The 24,917-nt window shown below is 69.1% G+C and carries 22 protein-coding genes and 3 pseudogenes; 12 read left to right on the top strand and 13 right to left on the bottom strand.

Translation table 11 applies throughout. From position 1 onward, the window contains the following. The first annotated feature begins 133 nt into the window (after positions 1 to 133). Together CJ226_RS12180 and CJ226_RS12175 are read left to right on the top strand one after the other, a co-directional pair. Complete coding sequence (locus tag CJ226_RS12180) at positions 134 to 511, top strand: sulfate permease (RefSeq protein WP_228162880.1); 378 nt, start codon at positions 134 to 136, stop codon at positions 509 to 511. A gap of 232 nt (positions 512 to 743) precedes the next feature. Continuing rightward, the gene (locus CJ226_RS12175) at positions 744 to 1,895 is read left to right on the top strand and encodes an acetate/propionate family kinase (RefSeq protein WP_102209310.1); all 1,152 of its coding nucleotides are present in this window, start codon (positions 744 to 746) and stop codon (positions 1,893 to 1,895) included. On the opposite strand, the gene CJ226_RS12170 is transcribed toward CJ226_RS12175, so the two are convergent. Next, positions 1,892 to 2,416 (bottom strand): DUF305 domain-containing protein, encoded by a 525-nt coding sequence (locus CJ226_RS12170; protein ID WP_257996643.1) that lies wholly within the window; start codon positions 2,414 to 2,416, stop codon positions 1,892 to 1,894. The genes CJ226_RS12175 and CJ226_RS12170 overlap by 4 nt on opposite strands. A 54-nt stretch (positions 2,417 to 2,470) precedes the next feature. On the opposite strand from CJ226_RS12170, the pseudogene CJ226_RS12165 reads away from it, so the two are divergent. The 4 genes and pseudogenes from CJ226_RS12165 to CJ226_RS18625 form a co-directional block, all read left to right on the top strand. Beyond that, positions 2,471 to 3,133, top strand: a pseudogene (locus CJ226_RS12165) (type II glyceraldehyde-3-phosphate dehydrogenase); the annotation flags it as partial. Continuing rightward, positions 3,042 to 3,554, top strand: coding sequence for a DUF2933 domain-containing protein (locus tag CJ226_RS18665; protein WP_374754533.1), 513 nt, complete (start codon positions 3,042 to 3,044; stop codon positions 3,552 to 3,554). The pseudogene CJ226_RS12165 and the gene CJ226_RS18665, both read left to right, overlap by 92 nt. Further along, complete coding sequence (locus CJ226_RS12155; protein WP_219719913.1) at positions 3,496 to 4,449, top strand: DMT family transporter; 954 nt, start codon at positions 3,496 to 3,498, stop codon at positions 4,447 to 4,449. Before CJ226_RS18665 ends, CJ226_RS12155 begins: the two co-directional genes overlap by 59 nt. Beyond that, complete coding sequence (locus tag CJ226_RS18625; protein ID WP_219719911.1) at positions 4,446 to 5,000, top strand: multicopper oxidase domain-containing protein; 555 nt, start codon at positions 4,446 to 4,448, stop codon at positions 4,998 to 5,000. The genes CJ226_RS12155 and CJ226_RS18625 overlap by 4 nt, the downstream gene beginning before the upstream one ends. Here CJ226_RS18625 and CJ226_RS18620 read toward each other — a convergent pair. From CJ226_RS18620 to CJ226_RS12130, 5 genes and pseudogenes are all read right to left on the bottom strand, one after another. Further along, positions 4,886 to 5,263 (bottom strand): annotated as a pseudogene (locus CJ226_RS18620) (three-helix bundle dimerization domain-containing protein); the annotation flags it as partial. The gene CJ226_RS18625 and the pseudogene CJ226_RS18620 overlap by 115 nt on opposite strands. After that, on the bottom strand, positions 5,260 to 5,676 hold the full coding sequence (locus CJ226_RS12145; protein ID WP_102209306.1) for an arsenate reductase ArsC: 417 nt from the start codon (positions 5,674 to 5,676) through the stop codon (positions 5,260 to 5,262). The gene CJ226_RS12145 and the pseudogene CJ226_RS18620, both read right to left, overlap by 4 nt. Positions 5,677 to 5,726: 50 nt before the next feature. Further along, a complete protein-coding gene (locus CJ226_RS12140) occupies positions 5,727 to 6,617 on the bottom strand; it encodes a metalloregulator ArsR/SmtB family transcription factor (RefSeq protein WP_102209305.1) in 891 nt (296 codons plus the stop codon). 88 nt (positions 6,618 to 6,705) lie between these two features. Beyond that, complete coding sequence (gene mgtA / locus CJ226_RS12135) at positions 6,706 to 9,351, bottom strand: magnesium-translocating P-type ATPase (protein ID WP_102209304.1); 2,646 nt, start codon at positions 9,349 to 9,351, stop codon at positions 6,706 to 6,708. A 94-nt stretch (positions 9,352 to 9,445) separates the two neighbouring features. After that, complete coding sequence (locus CJ226_RS12130) at positions 9,446 to 10,162, bottom strand: VIT family protein (protein ID WP_102209303.1); 717 nt, start codon at positions 10,160 to 10,162, stop codon at positions 9,446 to 9,448. A 370-nt stretch (positions 10,163 to 10,532) separates the two neighbouring features. Between CJ226_RS12130 and CJ226_RS12125 the strand changes: the two genes are divergently transcribed. The 3 genes from CJ226_RS12125 (at position 10,533) to CJ226_RS12115 (ending at position 12,999) form a co-directional block, all read left to right on the top strand. Then, the gene (locus tag CJ226_RS12125) at positions 10,533 to 11,357 is read left to right on the top strand and encodes a hypothetical protein (protein WP_102209302.1); all 825 of its coding nucleotides are present in this window, start codon (positions 10,533 to 10,535) and stop codon (positions 11,355 to 11,357) included. A gap of 135 nt (positions 11,358 to 11,492) precedes the next feature. Continuing rightward, on the top strand, positions 11,493 to 12,107 hold the full coding sequence (locus CJ226_RS12120) for a TetR/AcrR family transcriptional regulator (RefSeq protein ID WP_102209301.1): 615 nt from the start codon (positions 11,493 to 11,495) through the stop codon (positions 12,105 to 12,107). Between the two features lie 34 nt (positions 12,108 to 12,141). Next, positions 12,142 to 12,999, top strand: coding sequence for a 3-hydroxyacyl-CoA dehydrogenase (locus CJ226_RS12115; protein WP_102209300.1), 858 nt, complete (start codon positions 12,142 to 12,144; stop codon positions 12,997 to 12,999). Between the two features lie 175 nt (positions 13,000 to 13,174). On the opposite strand, the pseudogene CJ226_RS12110 reads toward CJ226_RS12115, so the two are convergent. Together CJ226_RS12110 and glnA are read right to left on the bottom strand one after the other, a co-directional pair. Next, positions 13,175 to 13,714, bottom strand: a pseudogene (locus tag CJ226_RS12110) (ISL3-like element ISPfr18 family transposase); the annotation flags it as partial. A gap of 410 nt (positions 13,715 to 14,124) precedes the next feature. Then, positions 14,125 to 15,549: a type I glutamate--ammonia ligase gene (gene glnA, locus CJ226_RS12105; protein ID WP_025103592.1), complete on the bottom strand. Its 1,425-nt coding sequence runs from the start codon at positions 15,547 to 15,549 to the stop codon at positions 14,125 to 14,127. Between the two features lie 147 nt (positions 15,550 to 15,696). On the opposite strand from glnA, the gene CJ226_RS12100 reads away from it, so the two are divergent. After that, positions 15,697 to 16,092: an RDD family protein gene (locus CJ226_RS12100; RefSeq protein WP_025103591.1), complete on the top strand. Its 396-nt coding sequence runs from the start codon at positions 15,697 to 15,699 to the stop codon at positions 16,090 to 16,092. Positions 16,093 to 16,095: 3 nt separating this feature from the next. Here the strand turns inward: CJ226_RS12100 and CJ226_RS12095 are convergent, their stop codons facing one another. Continuing rightward, positions 16,096 to 16,584 (bottom strand): ATP-dependent zinc protease, encoded by a 489-nt coding sequence (locus CJ226_RS12095; protein ID WP_036292426.1) that lies wholly within the window; start codon positions 16,582 to 16,584, stop codon positions 16,096 to 16,098. Between the two features lie 18 nt (positions 16,585 to 16,602). Here CJ226_RS12095 and CJ226_RS12090 point away from each other — a divergent pair, with 18 nt between their 5' ends. Further along, a complete protein-coding gene (locus CJ226_RS12090; RefSeq protein WP_025103589.1) occupies positions 16,603 to 17,790 on the top strand; it encodes a RimK family alpha-L-glutamate ligase in 1,188 nt (395 codons plus the stop codon). Between the two features lie 57 nt (positions 17,791 to 17,847). Here the strand turns inward: CJ226_RS12090 and CJ226_RS12085 are convergent, their stop codons facing one another. After that, positions 17,848 to 18,558, bottom strand: a complete 711-nt coding sequence (locus tag CJ226_RS12085) for a DUF4191 family protein (protein ID WP_025103588.1) — start codon at positions 18,556 to 18,558, stop codon at positions 17,848 to 17,850. Positions 18,559 to 18,722: 164 nt separating this feature from the next. Here CJ226_RS12085 and CJ226_RS12080 point away from each other — a divergent pair, with 164 nt between their 5' ends. Further along, complete coding sequence (locus CJ226_RS12080) at positions 18,723 to 20,156, top strand: hypothetical protein (RefSeq protein WP_102209299.1); 1,434 nt, start codon at positions 18,723 to 18,725, stop codon at positions 20,154 to 20,156. A gap of 15 nt (positions 20,157 to 20,171) precedes the next feature. On the opposite strand, the gene sucB is transcribed toward CJ226_RS12080, so the two are convergent. The 3 genes from sucB to CJ226_RS12065 form a co-directional block, all read right to left on the bottom strand. After that, positions 20,172 to 21,941 carry a 2-oxoglutarate dehydrogenase, E2 component, dihydrolipoamide succinyltransferase gene (sucB, locus tag CJ226_RS12075; RefSeq protein WP_062634398.1) on the bottom strand — a complete coding sequence of 590 codons (1,770 nt, stop codon included), beginning with the start codon at positions 21,939 to 21,941 and terminating at the stop codon, positions 20,172 to 20,174. A 66-nt stretch (positions 21,942 to 22,007) separates the two neighbouring features. Then, positions 22,008 to 23,381, bottom strand: a complete 1,374-nt coding sequence (lpdA, locus tag CJ226_RS12070; protein WP_102209298.1) for a dihydrolipoyl dehydrogenase — start codon at positions 23,379 to 23,381, stop codon at positions 22,008 to 22,010. A gap of 5 nt (positions 23,382 to 23,386) precedes the next feature. Continuing rightward, positions 23,387 to 24,865, bottom strand: a complete 1,479-nt coding sequence (locus tag CJ226_RS12065; protein WP_102209336.1) for a leucyl aminopeptidase — start codon at positions 24,863 to 24,865, stop codon at positions 23,387 to 23,389. Positions 24,866 to 24,917 lie beyond the last annotated feature (52 nt).

The raw sequence follows: 24,917 nt of genomic DNA, 5'->3' as shown, positions 1-24,917 counted from the left end.
TCGCGGGTCGGGCGTACCCTGATCTTGAGGTAGTAGCCACGATTTCTAGGTCGCTTGCGACGGTCCCTCGGGACACTCACCACATGATCTACCTCCTCGGCGGAGCTACGCACCCTCTCGGGAGGCGGACATCGTGTTCCGACTGCTCTGGAATCTCAGCATCCGAGTTCGGCTGTTCCTGCGGACGTACATGCCGACGAACATCCTGCTCGACGCGCTGCACACGCGCCGCGGCCTGAAGTGGGGCGTGCCCGCCATGCTCATCGCCGTGCTGTACCTGCTCGGCGCGTGGCTGCTGACGGTGTGGATCGCCGACGGCGGGCCGGGCTGGCTGAACCTGGTCGTGCTGCTGTTCATCTGGAACGCGCTGAAGTTCCTCGTCAACGGCCCGATCACCCTCATCATCCTGATCCGGGCTCGCCGCGCCGAGCGGCGCCAAGCCTTCGAGCAGAAGTCGGCGGCTTACGCGATGGGCGGGCCTCCTCCGGTGCTCGCCTCTACGAGAGGCTGACAAGCCCCGCTGTCGCGCCTCTCATACCGCAGGCCGCGCGAAAGGGGGGAGGGAGCGACCGAGGCGCTACCGCGCTAGCGCGCCGATTAGCCGACTCCGGCTGTTCGTTGGACGCCGTCAGGCGCAAGAAGCACCGACGCGTGGAAGGTTCGGAGTTGGCATCGACGGGGGGCCACTCATGGCACATAGAATCCGACGACGATGACGATAGAGCACTTTCTGGGGGCTACGGATGACCGTCGTGCTGGTGCTGAACGCGGGCTCCTCCTCGATCAAGTGGCGGCTGGTCGACGGGCAGTCCGGAACGGCAATCCGGGGCGGCACCGTGGAACGGCTCGGTCACGATGCCTCCGAGGGAACGGGGCACGGTGCCGCGATCCGGGATCTGCTTGCCGAGCTGCGCCATGAACCTGTCGGCGTCATCGGTCACCGGGTGGTGCACGGCGGCAGCCGGTTCGATTCCGCGACGCTGATCACCGACGAGGTGGAGCAGCAGATCGACGATCTCGCCGCCTTGGCGCCGCTGCACAACCCAGTCAATCTCGCGGGCATCCGCGCCGCCCGCGCCGTGTTCCCCGGCGTCCCGAACGTGGCGGTGTTCGATACCGCGTTCCACCGCACCCTGCCCCCGGCAGCCACCGCCTATGCGCTGCCGCCGGAGCTCGTCCGGCAGCATCGGATCCGCCGGTACGGGTTCCACGGCATCTCCTACCAATACGTCTCCGCCCGGGCGGCCGAGCGGCTGGGGCGGCCGCTGTCGGAGCTGCGGCTGATCGTCTTCCATCTGGGGAACGGCGCCTCCGCCTGCGCGATCGCCGGCGGGCGGTCCGTGGACACCTCGATGGGCATGACGCCCTTGGCAGGACTCGTCATGGGCACCCGCGCCGGCGACCTCGATCCCGGAGTGCTCATCGCACTCGGCCGAGCGGGCCTCGGATGGGACGAGCTTGAGGAGCTGCTGACCCGCGAGAGCGGCTTGCGCGCTTTGGCCGGCACCGAGGACATGCGCGACATCCACGCGGCTGCGGTCGCCGGCGATCCCGCCGCGACTGCGGCGCTGGAGGTCTACCACTACCGGCTGCGGCACTACCTCGGCGCCTACCTCGGCCAGCTCGGCGGCGCCGACGCGATCGTGTTCACCGGCGGTGTCGGCGAGAATGCCCCGGCGACCCGCGCCGCCGCCGTCTCCGGCATGGAGCGTCTCGGGATTCGCCTCGACGACGAGCGCAACCGCGCGACGGCGGGGCGGGAGGCGCGGACGGTCTCCGACTCCCGCTCCCCGACCGCCGTCCTGGTCGTGCCCACAAACGAGGAGCTCGAGATCGCCCGGCAGTCTCTAGCCGCGGTGACTCGGCCCGACGCTGATCCAGCAGGGCCGGTCTAGTTCCCGAGCCGCTGCAGGATGTCCTTCATCTGATCGATTTCTTGTTGCTGGGACTCGACGATCTCGCCGCAGAGGTCTTTGATCTCCAGGTCGGTGATGTTCGACTGTTCGCAGAGCAGGATGGCTCGGGAGTGGTGGGGGATCATCGAGTCCAGGAACTGCTGGTTTCCCACGAACGTCGCGGCCCTTCCCATGAAGAACGCGCCGACCGTGAGCAGGGCGAATGCGACGATGAGCCCGATGTTGAGCGGCTTGTTCGGGAACATGCGCCACATGATCGCGATCATGATGATGCCCATCGGGAACACCATCATCAGGGCCATGTAGAGGTTGCTGATGTTCAGGTAGAGATCGCCGACGACGTTGATCAGTGCGAACGTGAAGAAGTACATCACCACCAGGCTCAGGGCCAGCGCGATGAGCAGGCGGAGGACACCACCCCCAAGCATGTCGCGGCCGGCAACCTCGAGCGCTACCGCGGGGCTGGGGTGAAAGCGGTGCTGCAGGGTGGCGAATCCCACGCCACCACTGGGCATTCGTTCGTCGCCCAAGCCAATTAAGTCACCGCCCTCGGCCGCGACAGCACCCGGGTGGTGTCGTGCAATACGACCAGCATCGTTCGTGTCCTAGGCGCCTTGGACACGGCGGGGCTGCTTCAGCGCGCCCGCGGAGTGCTCATCCGCCGCGCCACCGACCCGTGGGAGTCGCACCTGGGCGGCATCATGAACACGATCGTCCCGGAGCCGACCATCCCCTCCCACCAAGGTCCCGACGCGCAGACCGTTCTCCCGGGCCTGGATGTCGTCACCATCGCCGCCAAGGGCGCCCACACCCAGACGCACACCCACTTCTGGACACTGCAACTATCCCGGGAAGCCGCCCGGGGTGAGGTGCTGGGCGCCCTCCGTGCCGCGCCCCGCATAGCCTTCATCCGCATGTCCGACGGCTTGGTCGCCCTCAATTCCACGATCGAGCTGATGCGCGACCTCAGCCGGCCCCGAGGGGACATGTGGGAAGTCGCCATCTGGGAAGACCTGGTCACCGTCACCGGCAACGAAGCGTACCTCGCCTACCAGGTCTGCAACGAGGCCATCGTCGTGCCCGAGACCATCGACGCGATCCGCGCCCTCTCCGGCACCGTCACCGATGCCGAGACGTCGATCCGCCTCACTGACAGGAGCCTTGGCATGCGCCAGGACTTTCTCACCCCTCCGGAGGACTCCGACCATGACCGATGACCAGCATCCGCACCCCGGTCAGGAACCAGGTGTCGCTGCGCCGCGGCGACGGATGCCCCTGTCTGCCTGGGCCATCATCGGCCTGGCCGTCGTCGGAATCGTTATCTATCTGTTCATCGACCACCTGCCGCACGTGCTCGCGGCCCTCCCATATGTGGCGATCATTGGCATGGCAGCGATGCACCTCTTCGGCCACGGCCACCCCGGCGGCAGCCATCACACCAATCACGACCACGCAGGCGGCGCTCGCCAGGATGGCGGCGCCGCCGACGGTGAGATCAGCAATGGTCCCCGCGATCCGTCATACCGTCGCCCACCAGTGGCTGCGTGCCACCCCAGTCGGACATCCTCGGCCCTGGCGGATGCTGTGGATCACGGCAGCCTGGGGTTCCTGTTTCGTCGCCATCACCATCGCCCTTGAGGACGCGCCGGTGCTGTGGCTCGCGGCGCTGCGGGCCCTCATCGCTGGTGCCGCCCTCGCGTTGCTCATCGGCATCCAGCGGGTGCCGATCCCGCGCGACCCGCGGACCTGGGTGCTCGTTGTCTGCCTCGGAGCGGTAAACATCGCCGTGGCGTTCGCGACGATGTTCGGCGCTGCAACCGGACTGTCTACCGGAATCGCGTCGGTGCTCGCAAACGCTCAGCCGATCCTCATCCTTCTGCCCGCGTGGTGGATCTACCGCGAACGCCCCACCCCCGTCGCCATCGTCGCCATCGCCCTCGGCTTCGCCGGGCTGCTCGTCATCGTGTTGCCGGTAGGGCTTGGCGGCGGGGTGTGGATCGCGTTGACCTCGGCGGCCGCTACGACTGCCGGCACCCTCATCGGGCGGATCGTGCAGGCGGACCCGCGATTCGTAGCCGCCGCGCAACTGCTCATCGGAGGGGCTCTCCTCGCTGGCACCGCCGCTTTCGCGGAAGGCCCCCCGAGGATCTACTGGAGCATCCCGTTCCTTCTCGCCCTCCTGTTCCTGTCGCTGGTCGGCACCGCCGCGACGACAGTCGCCTGGTTCACCGAAACCCGACGTGCCCGTCTGGACATCCTCACTGCGTGGACCCTGCTCGTGCCGGTGTTCGGCGTGCTCCTGTCCCTGGTGGTCCTGCGGGAAGACCCCGGTCTGTGGGGCTGGATCGGCATCGTCATCGTGCTGATCTCGATGGCCCTGCTCGCAGCGGGATCCCGGCGCCAATCCTCCGCGGCGGGAATCGCGGCAGTAACTACCGTCCCACGAACCGACGCCGAACACGCAACGCCCGACTCGGACGGGCAAGACGAAACTCACCGCCACCCCATGCGACCCGAGAGGAAACACCGATGACTGTGCCATCAGACCCGCGTACCCGCTTCCTGCTCACACGACGAGCGTTCCTCGGCGTTAGCGTCGGCACCCTCGCGACCATTGCTCTGGCCTCCTGCGCTCCCGCTGCGAGTTGGGTGCAGCCCGACGGCGCCCCCGTGCGGGAGGCCGAACGCCGTCGCGGAGGCACCGGCAAGGTCACCACCGCGACATTGACCGCCGCACCCAGTGCGCTTGACCTCGCCGGGACCACCGCAGCCACCTGGGCGTTCGGTTCGATCCCGGCCCCCGTGATCCGTCTCGGCGCTGGAGACACGCTGAAAGCGACCGTGCGCAACCAGCTGGACACCGACACCTCCGTGCACTGGCACGGGCTAGCACTGCGCAACGACATGGACGGCGTACCGCCAGTCACCCAGAGCCCGGCCTCTTCGAGCACGGTGATGACGTCGGGGAGGAGTCCTGCGGCGGGTTGGGAGCCGGCGGAGCGGACGTGCACGCGGTCGCCGCCGAGGTGGCGGGTGATGGCGGCCGCCATCTGGGAGCGGCCGGAGTTCTGGACGCAGACGTAGAGGATCTCCGGGACCGGCTTCGCGATCAGCCCGCGCGACTGAGCGAGGGCGGCGAGCCGGTCGCGGGCGAACTTCTCCGCGACGGTGGGCAAGTGGGTGGAGACGTTAGCGGTGCGTGCGAGGGCAGTGTAGGACCCGAACACGACCCGTTCGACGGTCTCTTCGCTGACCATTCCGGCGGACTGGTGCGTGAGGCGTTCGGCGGCGCGGTGCAGCACCGAGTCCGGGGAGAGCAGCCCGCCCTGGCCGCGCTGCGCGTTCATGCCGCCCTGCCCGCGGGGAGCAGCTCGCCGATCAGGGCCTCGACCCGGGTGCGGATCTCGTCGCGGATGGGGCGGACGACGTCGATGCCTTGGCCGGCGGGGTCGTCGAGCTCCCAGTCCTCGTAGCGCTTCCCGGGGAAGATCGAGCAGGCATCCCCGCAGCCCATCGTGATCACCACGTCCGACTCCTTCACGGCGTCGACGGTGAGCAGCTTCGGCGTGCCGCCGGCGATGTCGATGCCCTCCTCGGCCATCGCCTGGACGGCGACCGGGTTGATCTGATCCTTCGGCTCGGACCCGGCAGACAGCACCTCGACGCGGTCTCCGGCCAGGGCCTGCAGATAGCCGGCGGCCATCTGCGACCTCCCCGCGTTGTGGACGCAGACGAACAGAACAGTGGGCTTGTCACTCATGACGGGATCTCGCTTCCTCGCACCAGAAAGCATAGACCACCATCTATCAGTTAGGGGCCAGGTGTGCCGACCAGTTCCTCCAGGAGGGTGCGGACGCGGCGGTAGATGTCGTCGCGGATCGCCCGGATCACGCTCATCGGCTGGCCGACCGGGTCGGCGAGATCCCAGTCCAGGTAGCGGCGGCCGGGATAGATCGGGCAGGCGTCGCCGCAGCCCATCGTGACCACGATGTCCGCCGCTCTCACGGCTTCGTCGGTGAGGGGCTTGGGGAACTCTCCGCCGAGGGTGACTCCGATCTCGTCCAGCGCGGTCACGATCACCGAGCGGACCTCGGCCGCGGGGGCGGACCCCGCGGTGCGGACGATCACCTGGTCGCCGGCGAGCTGGCGGAGGATGCCCGCGGCCAGCTGCGAGCGGCCGGCGTTCTGGACGCAGACGAACAGCACCGACGGCGTCCCGGCCGGCTGCTCGAGGCTGTGCAGGTCATCGAGGCGGGCCGTGGTGAACGCCGCCGAGCGGGAGGCGAGTAGCGGGGCGGGGCCGCGGGCGGCGAGCAGGTCGCGGGAGTCGGTCAGGTAGCGGGCGATCGTCTCGCGGCTGAAGACGCCGTGGTAGCGGGCGGCGAGGTCGTCGACCACGCGGTCCCAGTCCGGCTCCTCGGCGGCGAGAGCGGGCGCGCCGAGCAAGGCGGTCACCCGGTCGGCTTCGTCGGGGCTGATCGAGTACCAGACCCGCCGCCCCTCGGGCTCGCGGACCACGAGGCCTTCGGCGTGCAGCGCCGCCATGTGGTGGCTGACGGTGGGCTGCCGCAGGCCCAGTTGCTCGGCGAGCCGGCTCACCATCGCACGACCGCCCTCGGCATCGCGGATCAGCTGGATGATCCGGGCGCGAGTGGGGTCGGCGAGCACCGCCAGCACGGGAGCCTCCACCACCGAATCCATAGACCGCAGTCTATCTCCCGGTGATAGCGGCTTGACCTTCGAGTGTGGTTGAAGGTTTATGGTCGGGGCATCCGCCGGGGGCGCCGCTTCAAGCGGGCGACCGAGGTGTGAACCGTGCGGAGCGGCGATGCACCCGACGTTGGTGGCGGCGCATCCGTACCACGACCGGGGGTTGCGGCGCGGGTTGCTGGGCGGGGCGGGCGAAGAACCAGCTCTTGGCGAGCTCGACACAGACCAGGTAAGCGATGACCATGCCGACCAGAGCGAGGAAGAACGGCGCGGGGAGCGGCTGGAAGCCGAGCAGCCCCGCGACGGGGGAGTAGGGCAGCCACACCCCGGCCGCGACGACGGCGAGGGAGGCGAGGATCAGGCCCGTGGAGGGGCGGCTGCGGAAGAACGGGACGCGGCGGGTGCGGATCGCGAAGATGATCAGGGCCTGGGTGGCGATGGACTCGATGAACCAGCCGGCCTGGAACTCGCCTTCGGCGGCGTGGAACACGAACATCATCAGCGCGAACGTGGCGAAGTCGAACAGCGAGCTGATCGGCCCGAACAGCAGCATGAACCGGCGGATGAACCCGATGTCCCAGTGCGACGGGGCCTGCAGTTGCTCCGGGTCGACCCGGTCGCCGGAGATCGCGAGCTGCCCGGTGTCGTAGAGCAGATTGTTCAGCAGGATCTGCCCAGGCAGCATCGGCAGGAACGGGAGCACCACGGAGGCGACCGAGGCGCTGAACATGTTGCCGAAGTTGCTGGAGGTGCCCATCAGCACGTACTTGATCGTGTTGGCGAAGATCCGTCGTCCCTCCGTGACCCCGTCGGCGAGCACCCCGAGGTCCTTCTCGAGCAGCAGCACGTCCGCTGCGTCCTTCGCGACGTCCGCGGCGCTCTCCACGGAGATGCCGATGTCGGCCTGGTGCAGGGCGAGGGCGTCGTTGACGCCGTCGCCGAGGAACCCGACGCCGCGGCCGGCGCGGCGCAGCAGCCGGATGATCCGCGCCTTCTGCTCCGGCGACACCCGGGCGAAGATCGTCGCCGTGGACGCCGCCTGACGCAGCGTGTCGTCACTGAGCGCGTCGATGTCGGAGCCTGTCATTGTGCCGCCGGAGGCGATCCCGAGGTCTCGGAGGACCTTCTCGGCGACGACGGCGTTGTCGCCGGTGGCGATCTTCACCGCGATCCCCAGCGATGCGAGCTGATCCAGCGACGCACGCGCGTCGGGCTTGGGTCTATCGAGGAACACCAGGAATCCCACCAGGGTGAGCCCGGTCTCGTCACCGGGGGAGAGCGCCGACAGGCCGGCGACGGGTTTGGTGGCGACCGCGACCACCCGCCCGCCGGCTGCGTACTCGTGGTCGAGGATGCCCGGGGCGCCGGCGGGGATGTGAGAGCAGATCCCCATCACTTCTTCCGGCGACCCCTTCGTCACGACCAGCCGTTCACCGGCGGGGGTGTCCACGAGCACCGTGGTGCGGCGCCGTTCATGGTCGAACGCGAGCAGGTCCGCTCGCCGGTACCCCTCCAGGCGCACCGCCTCGGACCGGGTTGCCTCCCAGAGCGCCGCGTCGAGCGGGTTCAGCCCGACCGCGGCCTCTGCCGGTGTGGTGTAGTCGGCTTCGGTGGCAAGCAGCCCCAGCAACTGCACCCGCTCCGGGTTGGTGGTCGGGTCTGCGGGCAGGGCGGTGGTGAAGCTGATGCGTCCTTCGGTGAGGGTGCCGGTCTTGTCGGTGACGAGGATGTCCATGTCGCCGAGGTCTTCGATGCACACCAGGCGTTTCACCAGGACGCGGCGTCGGGTGAGGGCGCGGGATCCGGCGGCGAGGCTGGTGCTGACCACGGCGGGCAGCAGCTGCGGGGTGATGCCCACCGCGATCGCGAGGGAGAACAGCAGAGCGTCCAGGACGGGGCGTTGCAGCAGCACGTTCGCTACGAAGATCACCGTGGTCAGGATCAGCGCGACCTCCAGCAGCAGCACCGAGAACCGGCCCAGGCCGCGCTGGAACTCGGTCTGCGGCTGCTCGGCGGCAAGCCCGCCGGCGATCCGGCCGAACTCGGTGCGCGCCCCGGTCGCGACCACGACCGCGATACCCGTGCCGGACTGCACGACGGTGCCCATGAGCACGCACGAGGTCAGATCACCGATCCCCGCGCTGTCGAGGACGGGTGGCGTGGACTTGGCCGTGGGCAGAGATTCGCCGGTGACGATGCTCTCGTCGCAGGCGAGGTTGTGGGCGTCGAGGAGGCGCATGTCGGCGGGCACGACGGTGCCGGTGTTCAGCTGCACGACGTCTCCGGGGACCAGGTCGGTGACATCGACCTCGGTGGGGGCGCTGTCGCGGCGGGCGATGACGGTGTGCCGGATCCGGTCGTGCAGGGCGTCGGCGGTGCGTTCGGCCCGGTACTCGTTCACGAACCCCAGCCCGATGCTCGCGGCCAGGATGATGCCGATGATGACCGCGTTGGCGGCTTCGCCGAGGAACATCGACACCACGGCGGTGACGAACAGCAGGATCAGGATCGGGCTCTTCAGCTGCCTGCCCAGCACTCGCCAGGGCCGTGCCCGGTGCTCGCGGAGCACGTTCTGACCCACCACCGCCCTGCGGGCGGTCGCCTCCGCCGTCGTCAGGCCCGCCGGGGTGCTGGACAGCACGGTGAGCACATCAGCGCTCTCCCGCACGACCGCGTCCCGCACTGTCAAGAGGGGAGCCGCGGATAGGGCGGTCTGGTTGCTCATGGTCGATGCCTGTTGTATCGCAGCGGGGACGGTTCCGGAACCCTCAGCATCCTCTCCCGCAGCACGCAACGGGCCGGTGGCGGTCATGGGTGGGCTACGCGATCCCGGTGGTGCCCAGCAGGGTGCCGATCAGGAACGTCGCAGCCAGGGCGATCGCCCCGCCCACGACGACCCGGATCGTGGGGCGCAGCATCGGGCTGCCGCCCAGGCGGGCGCCCAGCGCGCCGGTGACGGCGAGGGCGAGGAGCACCACGAGGAACGTCGCCGGGATCCGCACCGCGGGGGGCAGCAGCATCGCGGCGAACGGGATGATCCCGCCGACGGTGAACGCGACCGCGGATGCGAGAGCCGCCCGCCACGGGCTGACCAGGTCCTCCCGGTCGATGTTCAGCTCTGCGGACAGGTGTGCGGCGAGGGCGTCGTGCGCGGTGAGCTCCTCGGCGACCTTCCGGGCGGTCTCCGGGGAGATCCCTTTCGCCTGGTAGAGGCCGGTGAGCTCGTCCAGCTCCTGTTCGGGCATCTCGGCCAGCTCGCGGCGCTCTTTCGCGATCAGCGCCTTCTCGCTGTCGCTCTGACTGCTCACCGACACGTATTCGCCGAGCGCCATCGAGATCGCCCCGCCGACCAGCGCGGCCGTTCCGGCGGTGAGGATCGGGGCCAGCTGGTTGGTGGCGCCGGCGACGCCGACGACGATCGCCGCGACCGAGACGATCCCGTCGTTCGCGCCGAGCACCCCGGCGCGCAACCAGTTGAGTTTGCCGGCGATGCCCGCGGTGTGCGGCTCGCCGGGATGTGGAGTCGTCGTGGTCATGCGCTCTCGAGTTCCTTCCACCGGTCGTGCGGATCTGCTTGTCCAGTCCACCGTATCCTCCCGATCTTGCGGTAGGACCTTCGCCCTCCCCATCGACTGTGGGCCGACGTGATGATCAAAGCACGACGTCTCCACTCGTGTGCTGCAACGGGATGGCCGCGCGGACCCGTCCACCGGGACCGGGCCGATGAGCGACAGCCCCGGGAACACCAGGACGATACCTCCCGGAAGGTGTCGCGGCGGGCGGTGCTCGGCTGGGCGGGAGCGATCACCGGCGGGCTCGTCGTCGCCACCGCAGCCGGCGTGGGGGTGCGGGGGGCGGTGAACGGCGCGTTCTCCGCCGGGAGGGGCGAACCCTACGAGCTCTGGCATGCCTGGGCGTCCCTGGGAGGGGCGGGACCGGATCGTCGCGGCCGGGATCCTCGCCTGCAACCCGCACAACACCCAGCCGTGGCGCATCCGCTCCACCGACGGCGTGATCGAGATCAGCGGTGACCCGGACCGGGAGATGCCCCGCACCGATGCGAGCGGACGGGAGCACTATGCCGGACTCGGGTGCGCGATCGAGCAGATGGCGATCTCGGCCGCGGCACTGGGCTACCGTCCCCAGGTGCAGGTGTTCCCTGACGGGCCGGGCGGACCCGCCGCACGGCTGCAGCTCGCACCGGAAGCCTCCGGTCCTCCCGCCGATGTCGATCTGGCCGCGGCGATCCCCGACCGGCACACCAACCGCGGCCCCTACGACGCCAGCCCCGTCACCTCCTCCCAGCTCACCGCCCTGACCGGGGCCGCCACCATCGACGGGATCCCCGCGTCGGTGACCTGGATCACCGAGCCGACGGCGCGGACAGCGCTGGGAGCCCTCTACGTCCAGGCGACGCAGGCGATCATCGACGACGAGGAACAATCGAAGGAGTCGTTCTCCTGGTTCCGCAACGACCGCGCCGACATCGACCGGCACCGCGACGGGCTCACCCTGGACTGCCAGGGACTCGACGACACGACCGTATTCTTCGCGAAGATCCTTCCCGCCCAGTTCCGCCACGACGGTGACCAGTTCTGGCTCCAATCCACCCGCGACGTACACACCGCCACCGCGGCCGCGTACGGCATAGTCCGCGTTGACGACGTCATCCACCGGGCAGCGCAAGTGACTTACTTCAACCCATCGCGGCGGCCCGCGGACGCGGAGTGAGCAGAAGCGGGCACGAAGGCACCGAACGCAAGCCGTCCACCCCCATTGCGGAGTGCACTCATTAATGAGTAAGCTCCATTTCAGAAGGAGGAACGGATGTCCGCTACGAACGCAGTCAGTCGAAGGTCGAGGTCGATGGAGTCCAAGCAGCGGCGGATCTCCGAGGCGGCAGCCGAACTGTTTGACGCCGAGGGCTTCAGCGCCGTGAGCACCCAGCAGATCTCGGACCGGGCAGACGTGGCCGCAGGCACTCTGTTCCGGTACGCCGCTTCGAAGAGCGAGTTGCTGTTGATGGTCTACAACTCCAAGCTCGACGAGGCGCTTCGCGAGGGCCTGGAGCGCGCCGAATCGGTCAGCGACCCGGTCGAGGCCGTGGTCGCGTTGGTCGAGCCGCTCGTGACACGGGCGAGCGAGTCGCCGGAGAACGCGGCCACCTACCAGCGCGAGCTGCTCTTCGGGTCGCCGTCCGAGAGATTCCGGCTCGAGGGCCTCGCTCACGTGCAGGCCTTCGAGGAAGCACTCGCCGCGCGCCTGGTCGACAGCGACCGAGGACGCGGGGTGACCGACGACCACGACGCCGCACGCGTCGCGAGCAGCTCCGTCTTCGCCATGGTCCATCTCGCAATCGCTCGGCTGTACACCGGCGCCCACCGCGGACACGATCTGCGAGACGACCTCCGCCACCAGATCGCGCAGATCGTGCGGGGGCTGGCGGCGACCCGGGAGGCAACCGGCGAACGTCGACCATGACAACCACACAGAACCGGAAATGAAGGAGAGCAGAATGAGCAGCATCCACAAGGTCACAGTCCTCGGCACCGGCGTCCTGGGATCGCAGATCGCGTTCCAGACGGCGTTCAGCGGCTTCGACGTCGTCGCCTACGACATCAGTGACGAGATTCTCGAGAAGGCGAAGTTACGTTTCTCGTCACTGGCAGAGACCTACAAGCAGGACGGCGTCGCCGGGGCCGCCGAGGGGAAGGCGGAGAAGGCGCTCGAGAACCTGACGTATTCCTCCGACCTGGCAGACGCCGTCAAGGACGCGGATCTGGTGATCGAGGCGATCCCCGAGGTCTTGAAGCTGAAGCAGGAGACCTACGAGAAGCTCGCCGAGGTGGCGCCGGAGAAGACGATCTTCGCGACCAATTCCTCGACGCTGCTGCCCAGCGACATGAAGGACTTCACCGGCCGGCCGCAGAAGTTCCTCGCTCTGCACTTCGCCAATCAGGTCTGGAAGTTCAACACCGGAGAGGTGATGGGAACGGACGAGACCGACCCCGCCGTCTTCGATGAGATCGTCGACTTCGCGGCCGAGATCGGCATGGTGCCGATTCCGATCCACAAGGAGAAGGCAGGTTACGTCCTGAACTCTCTCCTGGTGCCCTTCCTGAACGCCGCAGCCGAGCTCGCCGCCGGCGGATACGCGGAGCCGCATGACGTCGACAAGGTCTGGCGCATCGCGACCGGCGCCCCCATGGGGCCGTTCCAGATCTACGACGTCATCGGGCTGACCACGCCGTACAACATCATGTCGCACGGCAGCCCGGAGGCTCAGAAGATCGCCGCCTGGTTGAAGGAGAACTACATCGACAAGGGCAAGCTCGGCATCTCGACGGGCCACGGCTTCTACGACTACGAGTGACCAAGGAACAGAGAAGGAAGAAAAAGATGCGTTATACGAGCGGGAACGGAGATCGGTGCACTCCTCAGCGAGTACGGCCTGATCGCCGATCACAGCGACCACTGATGATCTCCTGATCCCTGGGAAAGGGGAGATCGGAGCCGGCAGAGCCGGTCCCGATCTCCCCTTTTTCGGCTCATCGCGAATGAGAGTGTAGGAGCGGTCTGAATCCGCCGGCTTCGAGGAGCGATCTGGCGACGTAGTGCGTGAGGTTCCGGAAGCCGAGGGCGGAACCGCGAAGGTGCTCGAGCCGGCCGTTGATGGCCTCTGTTGGGCCGTTGCTCATTCCGGGGCGGTCGAAGAACGCGAGGATGTCCGCGGCGCGCTGCTTCAGTGTGCGGCCGAGGCGACGGACCTCTTTGAGCAGCGCGGGGACGCCGTTGCTGACAGAGTCGATCACCGCCCGCATCATCTCCTTCGCCTTGTTCTTGTCGGGTTCGCGGTAGGCGGCGACGATGCGCTGGTAGATGCCCCAGGTCGCTTCGACCTCGACGTGCTCCTCGGCGGCGAACACCGCGTCGAGCCGCGCGGTCTGCTTCTCGGTGAGGAAGCTCGCGCCGGTGTGGAGGGTGCGGCGGACCCCGTAGAGCGGGTCGCCGGCGTGACCGCGGTGCCCGAGGGTGTCTTGTTGGACGCGCTGCCGGGTCCGGTCGAGCGCGTCGCCGGCGAGGCGGACGGATGCCTCGGCGCGAAACGTTCAATCGCGCAGTGCGCTCGCGTCGATTTCGCTGCCGCTCACCTTGCAGGGGCTTCTCAATGCTGACGTCGGGCTCGCGCTGGAGTTGATGTTCGGCGCGTTGCCACCGGAACGATGGGCTGCGGTGCCAGCGGTCAGCTACGCCGTCGCGCCTGATCTCACACGGGCTCCTGTCGGTGGGCTGCTGTAACAGCGAACCGTCGAGTCAGCGCGTTGTTCGCGTGCGCAGAAGCGGGCATCCACACTGTCCGAAAACCTGTCCGTTTACTCCCCGTAGCCGTCCGTAAACGTCCAGAGATAGACTGAGCCCCAGACGGCGATTGCTGCCTGGGGCTCAGCAAATTGCTGGGCTCAGAGACCGGAAGTGTGGCTCTGAGGGCCTCCCGGAATCAGACGCCGAAGTACAGCTCGTACTCGAACGGGTGCGGGCGCTGAGCGATCGGCAGGATCTCGTTCTCGTACTTGTAGGAGATCCAGGTCTCGATGAGCTCCTCGGTGAACACGCCGCCCTCGAGGAGGAACTGGTGGTCGGCGCGGAGCGCCTCGAGCGAGTCCAGCAGGGAGTTGGGCACCTGCGGGATGTTCTTGGCCTCCTCGGGCGGGAGCTCGTAGAGGTCCTTGTCGACGGGCTCGTGCGGCTCGATGCGGTTCTTGATGCCGTCGAGACCTGCCATGAGCTGCGCGGCGAAGGCGAGGTACGGGTTGCCCGAGGCATCGGGGGCGCGGAACTCGATGCGCTTGGCCTTCGGGTTCGAGCCCGTGATCGGGATGCGGATCGCGGCGGAGCGGTTGCCGGCCGAGTAGACCAGGTTGACCGGAGCCTCGAAGCCCTTGACCAGACGGTGGTAGCTGTTCAGCGTCGGGTTGGTGAAGGCGAGCAGGGCCGGCGCGTGCGCCAGGATGCCGCCGATGTACCACCGCGCGATGTCGCTGAGCTGACCGTAGCCGGCCTCGTCATAGAACAGCGGCTTGCCGTCGTTCCACAGCGACTGGTGGGTGTGCATACCCGAGCCGTTGTCGCCGTACAGCGGCTTCGGCATGAACGTGGCGACCTTGCCCCACTCCTCGGCGGTGTTCTTGACGATGTACTTGAACTTCAGGATGTCGTCGGCCGCGTGCACCATGGTGTCGAAGCGGTAGTTGATCTCCTGCTGGCCGGCCGTGCCCACCTCGTGGTGGGAGCGCTCGAGGATGAAGCCCGCATCGATGAGCTTGAGGGTGATGTCGTCGCGCAGGTCGGCCGTCTTGTCGACCGGGCTGACGGGGAAGTAGCCGCCCTTGTAGGGGGTCTTGTTGGCGAGGTTCCCGCCCTCCTCCTCGCGGCCGGTGTTCCACGCGGCCTCCTCGGAGTCGACCTTGTAGAAGCTCTCGCCGGCCGTGACGGAGTAGCGCACGTCGTCGAAGATGTAGAACTCGGCCTCGGGAGCGAAGAACGCGGTGTCGGCGATGCCGGTGGAGGTGAGATACTTCTCCGCCTTCTTCGCGACCTGACGCGGGTCCTTCGAGTAGATCTCGCCGGTGCGCGGGTTGTAGATGTCGAAGATCATCACGAGGGTGCTCGCCTCGCGGAAGGGGTCGATGTACGCCGTCGTCACATCCGGGATGAGCTGCATGTCCGACTCGTGGATGCTGGCGAAGCCGCGGATGGAGGAGCCGTCGAACAGCTGTCCGTCCGTGAAGAAGGCCTCGTCGACCGTCGCCGCAGGGATGTTGAAGTGCTGCTGCACACCAGGGAGGTCGGTGAAACGGATGTCAAGGAATTTGACGTCGTTCTCCTTGATGTAGGCCAGTACCTCGGACGAATCTTTGAACATGTACGACTCCTGTGATGCGGATCGATGGCTTCGGGGCCACTCTGCACAGTACTGACGGGGGATTTCTCCACGGTATCCGCTTTGTTTCGTCCGTGTTACAGCGTGAGCAGGATCGGAGGGCATCCACAGCCTCGGTAGGCTGGAGGGGTGACGGATGCTGTGAACACGTACCCCGGTGAGCGACTCGGACTCCCGGAGTCCGGACCGGGGAGCATCGGTCGCCCTGGACGCCGGATCGGGGCCCTCGCGATCGACTGGACGGCAGCCGTCATCCTCTCCGTCGCGTTCTTCCAGTACGACCCGTTCGCCACGCTGCTCATCTTCGGTGTCGTGCAGATCCTCTTCATCCCGACCGCGGGCGGCAGCCCCGGGCACCGCATCCTCGGCATGCGTGTCGTCCGTCTCGACGGCGGATGGGTCGGTCTGTGGCGCCCGATCGTGCGCACGCTGCTGCTCCTGATCGTGATCCCGGCCGTGGTGTGGGACCCGGATCAGCGCGGTCTGCACGACAAGGCCGTGGGAACGGTCCTCATCCGCGCCTGACGCTCAGGCGCGGCCGCGGTTGCGCCGGCGTGCCTCACGGGGTGCGCGGCCGCCGAGGAAGGAACGCGCCGGATCGACGACGTAGCCGCGGCGCAGCGCTTCGCGGCCGATCAGCATGCGGAATCCCATCTCGTCCCGGTTGCTCAGGGTCACCTCGGCCATCACCTCGCGGTCGACGAGCCGGATCATCAGCTGCACGACGAGACGCTCCTGCGCGTGCCCGGACGAGCTCCGGACGGCCCGGCGATCGTGGATGGGGGACTCCACGACGACGGCGTCCTCCTGGCTGTCCTGCCAGGGCTTCACGCGGAAACGCACCCAGGCCTCGCCGTCGCGCTCGAACTCCTGGATGTCGAACGCGTGCAGGGACGAGGTGCGGGCGCCGGTGTCGATCTTGGCTTTGATCCAGTCGACTCCGAGATCGGGCAGGCTCACCCACTCGCGCCACCCCGTAAGGGTGTTTGAATGGGTAGACCTACTCACCTGATACATCCTGGCAGGAAATCCCCCGTGAAGATCGCAGTGCTGTCCCGTGCGCCGCAGGCGTACTCCACCCAACGCCTCCGCGCGGCCGCACTGCAGCGGGGCCACAACGTGAAGGTGCTCAACACGCTGCGCTTCGCGATCGACCTGACCTCCGATGAGCCCGACCTGCACTACCGGGGCCGGCAGCTCAGCGACTACGACGCGATCCTGCCCCGCATCGGCAACTCGATCACGTACTTCGGCACCGCCGTGGTGCGGCAGTTCGAGCAGATGGACGTCTACACCCCCAACACGGCGAACGGCATCTCCAGCGCGCGTGACAAGCTGCGAGCGAACCAGATCCTCTCCCGGCACAACATCGCGATGCCGCCGACCGCCTTCGTGCGCAACCGCGCCGACGTGCGACCGGCGATCGAGCGCGTCGGCGGCGCTCCCGTGGTGATCAAGCTGCTCGAGGGCACCCAGGGCATCGGCGTCATCCTCGCACCCCAGGTGAAGGTGGCCGAGGCCATCATCGAGACGCTGCACTCGACCAAGCAGAACGTGCTCATCCAGAAGTTCATCGCTGAGAGCAGGGGCCGGGACATCCGCGCGCTCGTCGTCGGGGACCGCGTGGTCGCGGCGATGCGCCGCTCGGCGGCCGGAGACGAGTTCCGCTCCAACGTGCACCGTGGCGGCTCGGTCGAGGCGATCGAGCTCGACCCGGTCTACGAGCGGGCCGCCGTGCGGTCGGCCCAGATCATGGGCCTCCGTGTCGCCGGCGTGGACATGCTGGAGGGGGACGAGGGACCCCTCGTGATGGAGGTCAACTCCTCCCCGGGCCTGCAGGGCATCGAGACCGCGACCAAGCTCGACGTCGCGGGCGCGATCATCGACTACATCGCCGGTCAGGTCGCCTTCCCGGAGATCGACGTGCGGCAGCGCCTCACGGTCTCCACGGGCTACGGCGTCGCCGAGCTCATGGTCCACGGTGCCGCGGACCTCGTCGGGAAGACGCTGGGAGAGGCCGGTCTGTGGGAACGCGACATCACGGTGCTCACGCTGCACCGCGGGGTCAGCGTCATCCCGAACCCGCGCAAGCACGTGGTCCTCGAGGCCGACGACCGCCTGTTCTGCTTCGGCAAGCTCGATGAGATGCGCTCGATGATCCCCGAGCGTCGGCGCCGGCGTGCGAAGGTGCGCCGCCTCCCCAAGCAGCCGCTCTCGGAATGAGAGAAGCGCGGCCGCCCTCGATGAGGACGGCCGCGCTTCGCGGTTCCGGGGAGCGGGTCAGCGCGGACGCTGGGCCCGCACCTTCGTCGGGTCGATCCCCTTCGGGATGGGAAGCGACGACAGCGACTGCGACACCGAGTCGATGCGGCGGATGACGGCCGCCATGGTGGCCTTGTCGATGGCCTTCGGAAGCTTCTTGATGGTCTTCGCGAGGTCGGCGATCGGCACCTCGTCCTCGCCGTGCCCGACGTAGAGCACCGTGATCGGCACGCCGTGGGCGACGCGCTGCGCCCGGCTGCGCTCCTCGTTCACCAGTCGCGTGAGGCGTCCGCGGGCGCCCTCGCCGACGACGACGATGCCGCCGCGGCCGACCGTCCGGTATACGGCCTCCTGCGTCTTCGGGTTGATGCCCACCGGGGTCTCGGAGGCCTGCCACTGTCGGCCGAGGCTGGTGCTGAGCACGTGACCCGTCGCACCGGGCATGCCGTCGATCTTCGTGTACATGGCCGAGGTCGACAGTCGGGTCATGAGGAAGAGGGCGCCGAGGACGCCGAGCATAAGGCCCGTGATCGCCCAGAGGACGAGCGTCCACACCTGGAACGGCGGGATCAGGTAGCCGGCCAGGAGACCGAGGAGCACGCCGCCGATGAGGATCGCGGCCTGCGCCCAGGGGAGCCAGGGGTAGGCCTCGCGCGTGAACCGGAAGAGGGACTTGATCTGGGAGAAGAACCCAGGACGCTTCTCGGGTTCGGGAGCACGCTTTGCCATGGAGACCAGCCTACCGAGTCCGAGAGCCGTGCGATGCCGCCGTTCGCGTGCAGCGGAGAGGAGGGCGCCTGATCTCTCCTGCACAGTCCGGCCCGATGCCGGATCTGGTCCCGGAGCGGCTGAATTCGCGGACGGGACCGCGGCGATCGGTTGGGATGGGTCGCATGACAGATGAGCGCGAGAATCCGCCCTTCGACCAGGCCGTACTGCCGCAGGCTCATCGCACGATCCGGCTCCTGGATCCTGGGGAGGGACCCCTGGAGGGCGCTCTCGTCGCCTCGCCGGATGGTCCGGTCGTGCGCCGCGACGCGGAAGGCCTCACCGGATGGGCGGGGTGGCGGTACGCGGGGTCGCAGCACGTCGCCGCCCCTCTCGACGTCATCCGTCGCGCGCGCGGACATGACGTGTTGCTTCCGTGGTGTACGGAGACTCTGCACGTCTTCCTGGAGCGGGCCGGTCGAGCGCGGGGAGGGCTGTCCTCGGGGGAGATCAGCACGGTCGTCGTGAGCATGCTGCGCGGGTTGAGCGAGCTGGGACCGATGCCGGCCGCCGAGGTGCCGGGGGCCTGGTGGCTCACCGAACGCGGCCGTCCTGTCTTCGTGCTGGGAGCGGGCCAGGACGCGGCGTCGACGGTCCTGGCGGTCCTGGATCGCCTGCACGCGGACTGCGCGGACAAGGCGCTGATCCGCGTCCTCGATCGCCTCCGGGAGCATCTCCGCACGGCTGCCGCGCAACGCCGTGTACCGCGACGGCTGCTCGAAGAAGGGGAGCGGGAGCTGCTGGAGATCGCGGCGCCGCGGCCGCTGGAGTCTGCGACCGAGGATCAGGCGGGTGCCTCCGTCGGCGCCGCCACGGCGCTCCGGCGCCTCGGAGCCGACTCCGCCACGCGCACGCGGGTGCGGGAGACCGGTGTGCGGCGGGACCGTCCCCGGGTGCGCGAGCGAGCGACGGTCGCCGCCGCCCTTCGCGCCTTCCTCGACCACCTCGACGGCCGAGCGCGCGCCCTCGTCCGCCCGCGCGGGGTCGCAGCGCCCCGAGGGACGGAGCGGCGGAGCACACGGCCCCGCCGGGTGCGGATCTTCGTCGTCGCCGGAGTCTGCGCGGCGGCCGTGCTCGTCGCCGGGTCGTTGTGGCCCAGCGGAGGAGAGGGTTCTGCGGCCGGAAGCCCCGATGCGGGTACGGCGACGTCCGCGCGTCCTTCGACGTCGGATCCCGCGGACGAGACCTCGCGGGAACCCGCGCGGTCGCCGATGCCGTCGCCCACCGCGGGCGCCACGCCACCGGCGGTCGATGATCCGCTGGCCGCCCTGCCGGACGTGATCACGCGGATCGCGGAGTGCGAGTCGCGAGAGGATCCGGTGTGCGCGACGGCGATTGCGGGGGGAGCGCCGGCGATCAGGGCGGTCCCGGCAGAGCTCATCGGCGGTGAGGACCCTGTGCTGGTGGATCGCTACGGAGACATCGCCGTGCTGGAGCTGTCGTCGTCGTCCGCGGGTCGAGACGGCTCAGGCGCGGGGGCGATGATCGTCGTAGTGGTGTGGGTGGACGAGAAATGGCTGGTCCGCGACGCGTATCGCGTCGCGGACCAGCCGAGGTGAGGCGAAGCCGCCGGATCAGGCTCCGAGCTGACCGCTGAACTGCGCAGCCTCGAGGCGGGCCTTCACCGCACCGAGGAAGCGGGCCGCGTCGGCACCGTCGATGATGCGGTGGTCGTACGACAGAGCCAGGTACACGTAGGAGCGGACCGCGATCGCATCGGTGCCGCCGACCTTGACCAGACCCGGGCGCTTGACGACCGTGCCGGTGCCGAGGATCGCCGACTGCGGCAGGAACACCACGGGGGTGTCGAACAGCGCGCCGCGCGAACCGGTGTTGGTCAGCGTGAACGTGCCGCCGGCGAGCTCGTCCGGCTTCAGCTTGTTGTCGCGCGTGCGCGCCGCGAGGTCGGCGATCTCGTGGGCGATCTCGGCGATGTTCTTCGAGGCCGCGTCGCGGAGCACCGGCGTGAGCAGACCGCGCTCGGTGTCGACCGCGATCGAGACGTTCTCGGAGGCCGGGTAGACGATCTGCTCGCCGTCGACCGTCGCGTTGATGATCGGGAAGGCCTGCAGGGCCTCCGCCGCCGCCAGCGCGAAGAACGGGAGGAAGGAGAGCTTGTCGCCCGTCTTCTCGAGGAAGGACGCCTTGACGCTGTCGCGGTACTCGGCGAGAGCGGTGACGTCGACCTCGACAACGGTGGTGAGCTGAGCGGTCTGCTGCATCGACTCGACCGCGCGCTTGGCGAGGACCTTGCGCAGGCGCGACATCGGCTGAGTGGTCCCGCGCAGCGGCGACACCTCGAGCGGTGCCGGAGCCGGTGCCGCGGCGGCGGCCGGTGCGGCGGTCGCCGTCTCGGCCGCCTTGAGGACGTCCTCCTTGCGGATACGGCCTCCGACGCCGGTGCCCTTGACCGTGGCCAGATCCACGCCCTGCTGCGCAGCCAGACGGCGGACGAGCGGGGTCACGTACAGGTTGTCGCTCTCGGTCGGCAGCGACAGCTTGGGAGCCTCGGTCTGCGCGGACTGTGCGGGAGCAGCGGGCTGTGCGGGAGCGGCGGGCTGGGCCGGCGCGGCGGGGGCCTCCGCCTGCGGAGCGGGAGCAGCCGGAGCCTCGGGCTGTGCAGCCGGAGCCTCGGCCTGCGGGGCCGGCGCGGCGGGAGCCTCGGCCTGCGGAGCGGCAGGAGCCTCGGGCTGAGCGGCGGGAGCAGCACCCGAACCGACACGTGCCAGCACGGCGCCGACCTCGACGGTCTCGTCCTCGCCGGCGACGATCTCCTGCAGCACGCCGGCGACCGGCGACGGGATCTCGGTGTCGACCTTGTCGGTGGAGATCTCGAGGAGCGCCTCATCGACCTCGACCGAGTCGCCGACCTGCTTGAGCCACCGGGTGACGGTGCCCTCGGTGACGCTCTCGCCGAGCTCGGGGAGCACGATGTCGGTCGCGTCGCCGGACGGAGCCGCAGGGGCGGACTCGGCGGGCGCGGACTCGGCGGGAGCCTGCGGCTCCGCTGCGGGAGCCGCGGCGGGCTCCGGAGCGGCGGGGGCGGCGGCTTCGGCCGGAGCGGCTTCGGCGGCGGCAGGGGCATCGCCGGCAGGGGCCGCGCCGCTGCCGTCACCGATGCGGGCCAGCAGAGCACCGACCTCGACGGTCTCGTCCTCGGCCACGAGGATCTCCTCGATGACGCCGGTGACGGGGGAGGGGATCTCGGTGTCGACCTTGTCGGTCGAGATCTCGAGCAGGCCCTCGTCCGCCTGGACGGTGTCTCCCACCTGCTTGAGCCAGCGGGTGACCGTACCCTCTGTGACGCTCTCACCGAGAGCGGGGAGGACCACGGATGTGCTCATGACTGAGTCTCCTTCAGAAGTTGTATGACGCTTGTCTAGCTTAGTGACTCGGGCACCGGTTGGTGCTCAGAGGGCGTGCAGGGGCTTTCCGGCCAGTGCGAGGAAGGCTTCGCCGAGGGCCTCGCTCTGGGTCGGGTGGGCGTGGATGAGCGGCGCGATGTCCTCCGGGTGGGCTTCCCACGCGACCGCGAGCTGCCCTTCGGTGATGAGCTCTCCGACGCGGTCGCCGAGGAGGTGCACACCGAGGACGGGTCCGTCCTTGAGACGGACGACCTTGACGAGGCCGCCCGTGCCGATGATCTCGCTCTTCCCGTTCCCCGCGAGGTTGTACTCGTAGGAGCGGACGGCGTCGGCACCGTGAGCGGCGACCGCCGCCTCCTCCGTCAGACCGACCGAGGCGACCTCGGGGCTGGAGTAGGTGACCTTCGGGATCTGCACGTCGGGCACGTTCGCGGGGGAGAGACCCGCGATGCGCTCGGCGACCGCGATGCCCTGCTGGAACCCGCGGTGGGCGAGCTGGAGACCCGGGACGATGTCGCCGACCGCCCACACACCGGGGACATCGGTGCGGAGGTCGCCGTCCACCGTCACGAACCCGCGGTCCAGACGCACGCCGGCGTCCTCGAAGCCCAGGTCGTCGGTGGCCGGGCCGCGGCCGACGGCGACGAGGAGGTAGTCGGCGGTGAACTCCGTGCCGTCCTCCAGCGTGACGGTCACGGACGCGTCGTCCTGCGTGGCGCTCTGGAAGCGCACGCCGAGGGAGTACTGGATGCCGCGGCGGCGGAACGCGCGCTCGAGCCCCTTGCTCATCGCGATGTCTTCGTTCGGGACGAGGTGGGGCAGGGCCTCCACGATCGTCACCTCGGCGCCGAAGGAGCGCCACACGCTCGCGAACTCGACGCCGATCACACCGCCGCCCAGGATGAGCACGCGCTCGGGGATGACGTCCAGGGCGAGCGCCTGCTCGCTGGTCAGGATCCGTCCGCCGATCTCGAGCCCCGGCAGCGAGCGGCTGTAGGAGCCCGTGGCGAGGATCACGTCCGTGCCGACGTAGACGTCGTCGCCGACGCTCACGCTCCGGTCCGCGTTCAGGCGACCGAGCCCGGTGACCGTCGTGATGCCGCGCGCCTTGACGAGCCCCTCGAGACCCTTGTACTTCTTGGCGACGATGCCCTCGCGGTAGGTGCGCACCCCGGCGACGTCGATCCCGCCGAACGAGGCCGTGACTCCCACGGAGGAGGCGTCACGCACGTGGTCCGCCACCTCGGCGGTGTGCAGCAGCGCCTTCGTGGGGATGCACCCGCGGTGGAGGCATGTACCTCCCACCTTGTCCTTCTCGATCAGTGCGACGGACTTGCCGAGCTCGCTCGCTCGCAGTGCCGCGGCGTACCCGCCGCTGCCGCCGCCCAGGACGACGATGTCGAAGGTGTGGGTTGTCATGGGTGTCATGCCTCCGGGTGGGATGCTGCTTCGGCGAAGGCGATGATCGATCGGACCATCGCCCCCGTGGGGCCCTTCTCGGTGAAGCCGTAGGGGGCGCCGGCGTGTTCACCGGAGCCCGCGATGTCGAGGTGCACCCAGGGGATGCGCGGCGCGTCGTCCGCGTCCGAGGTGCGGCCGACGAAGCGCCGCAGGAAGAGGCCGGCGAAGGACGCGCCGCCCATCCGATCTCCCATGTTGGCGTTGATCATGTCGGCGATGGGGGAGTCGAGCGTCTCCTCCATGTAGGCGGGCAGCGGCATGTGCCACGCCGGCTCCCCCGTGCGCGCGGCGGCGGCGAGGAACTCCGCGACCGTCTCGTCGTCGCCGAAGACGCCGGTGTGACGGTGGCCGAGGGCCGCGACGATCGCGCCGGTCAGGGTCGCGACGTCGATGATGACGTCGGGGTTCTCGCGGCTCGCAGCGACCAGACCGTCGGCGAGGACGAGGCGCCCTTCCGCGTCGGTGTTCAGCACCTCGACGGTGGTGCCGTCGAGGATGCGGATGACGTCGCCGGGGCGGAGGGCGCGGCCGGACGGCATGTTGTCGGTGATGCAGAGCCAGGCGGTCACGTGCACGGGGAGGCGGAGGGCGGCGATGGCGCGGAGGGCGGCGAGGGAGGTCGCGGCACCGGCCATGTCGAACTTCATGCCGACCATCGAGGCCGCGGGCTTCAGCGACAGGCCGCCGGTGTCGAAGGTGATGCCCTTGCCGACGAGGGCGATGTGGCGCTGCGCGTCCGCCGGCGCGTAGTCGAGGCGGACGAGACGCGGCGGCCGGTCGGAGCCCTGGCCGACGCCGAGGATGCCGCCGAAGCCCTGTTCCGCGAGAGCGGTCTCGTCGAGGATCTGCACGGTGACGTCGAGGTCGGCGACACTGTCGGCGGCGCTCTGCGCGAGCTGCGCAGGGCTCTGCCACTCGGCGGGCACGTTCACGAGGTCCTTGATGAGGGCGACGGCCTCGCCCGTCGCGTGGGCACGGGCGATCGTCGCGTCGTCGAGCGGGGCGTGGACGACGACCGCCGTCGCCCGCTTCTTCCTGCCGTTCTCGGCGCGATAGTCGTCGAAGCGGTAGCCGCCGAGGACGGCGCCCTCCGCCGCCGCGGCCGCGTGCGGCTCGAGTCCGGAGGCGAGGCCGAGCGAGACGGTGTCGAAGCCGGTGAGGGAGCGGAGAGCCGTGCCGGCGGCGCTGCGCACGGACGCGTCGTCGATGGTGGAGCCGACGCCGACGACCGCGAAGGGGAGCGTCGTCACCTCGGGGGCGTAGACCCGCGCGAACGCTCCGACGGCGCCGGTGAAGCCGATGCCCGCGAGGACATCGGCGAGACCGGGGTGAGCCGCCAGGGACTCGGCCGACTCGGAGAGATCGGGGACGACGAGCACTGCGGCATCGGCAGCGCTTCCGGGGAACTGATCGGTGGTGTGCGAGAGCACGGGAAGCGTCATGGTCTCCATCCTAGGATCTCCGCCCCGGGGTCGTCGGCCCGCCCGGCGGGGT

It is taken from the genome of Microbacterium sp. UMB0228, assembly GCF_002871415.1.
GTDB lineage: Bacteria > Actinomycetota > Actinomycetes > Actinomycetales > Microbacteriaceae > Microbacterium.
The sequence above is the reverse complement of the archived record's forward strand: the minus strand, read 5'-3'. Positions and strand labels throughout refer to the sequence as shown.

Coding starts and splice junctions, on each gene's coding strand:
- CJ226_RS12155 (WP_219719913.1), top strand. CDS start 3,496: ATGCTGTGGATCACGGCAGCCTGGGGTTCCTGTTTCGTCGCCATCACC.
- CJ226_RS18665 (WP_374754533.1), top strand. CDS start 3,042: ATGCCGAGACGTCGATCCGCCTCACTGACAGGAGCCTTGGCATGCGCC.
- CJ226_RS12120 (WP_102209301.1), top strand. CDS start 11,493: ATGGAGTCCAAGCAGCGGCGGATCTCCGAGGCGGCAGCCGAACTGTTT.
- mgtA (WP_102209304.1), bottom strand. CDS start 9,351: ATGAGCAACCAGACCGCCCTATCCGCGGCTCCCCTCTTGACAGTGCGG.
- CJ226_RS12130 (WP_102209303.1), bottom strand. CDS start 10,162: ATGACCACGACGACTCCACATCCCGGCGAGCCGCACACCGCGGGCATC.
- CJ226_RS12115 (WP_102209300.1), top strand. CDS start 12,142: ATGAGCAGCATCCACAAGGTCACAGTCCTCGGCACCGGCGTCCTGGGA.
- CJ226_RS12085 (WP_025103588.1), bottom strand. CDS start 18,558: ATGGCAAAGCGTGCTCCCGAACCCGAGAAGCGTCCTGGGTTCTTCTCC.
- CJ226_RS12065 (WP_102209336.1), bottom strand. CDS start 24,865: ATGACGCTTCCCGTGCTCTCGCACACCACCGATCAGTTCCCCGGAAGC.
- CJ226_RS18625 (WP_219719911.1), top strand. CDS start 4,446: ATGACTGTGCCATCAGACCCGCGTACCCGCTTCCTGCTCACACGACGA.
- lpdA (WP_102209298.1), bottom strand. CDS start 23,381: ATGACAACCCACACCTTCGACATCGTCGTCCTGGGCGGCGGCAGCGGC.
- sucB (WP_062634398.1), bottom strand. CDS start 21,941: ATGAGCACATCCGTGGTCCTCCCCGCTCTCGGTGAGAGCGTCACAGAG.
- glnA (WP_025103592.1), bottom strand. CDS start 15,549: ATGTTCAAAGATTCGTCCGAGGTACTGGCCTACATCAAGGAGAACGAC.
- CJ226_RS12095 (WP_036292426.1), bottom strand. CDS start 16,584: ATGTATCAGGTGAGTAGGTCTACCCATTCAAACACCCTTACGGGGTGG.
- CJ226_RS12175 (WP_102209310.1), top strand. CDS start 744: ATGACCGTCGTGCTGGTGCTGAACGCGGGCTCCTCCTCGATCAAGTGG.
- CJ226_RS12145 (WP_102209306.1), bottom strand. CDS start 5,676: ATGAGTGACAAGCCCACTGTTCTGTTCGTCTGCGTCCACAACGCGGGG.
- CJ226_RS12125 (WP_102209302.1), top strand. CDS start 10,533: ATGCCTGGGCGTCCCTGGGAGGGGCGGGACCGGATCGTCGCGGCCGGG.
- CJ226_RS12080 (WP_102209299.1), top strand. CDS start 18,723: ATGACAGATGAGCGCGAGAATCCGCCCTTCGACCAGGCCGTACTGCCG.
- CJ226_RS12140 (WP_102209305.1), bottom strand. CDS start 6,617: ATGGATTCGGTGGTGGAGGCTCCCGTGCTGGCGGTGCTCGCCGACCCC.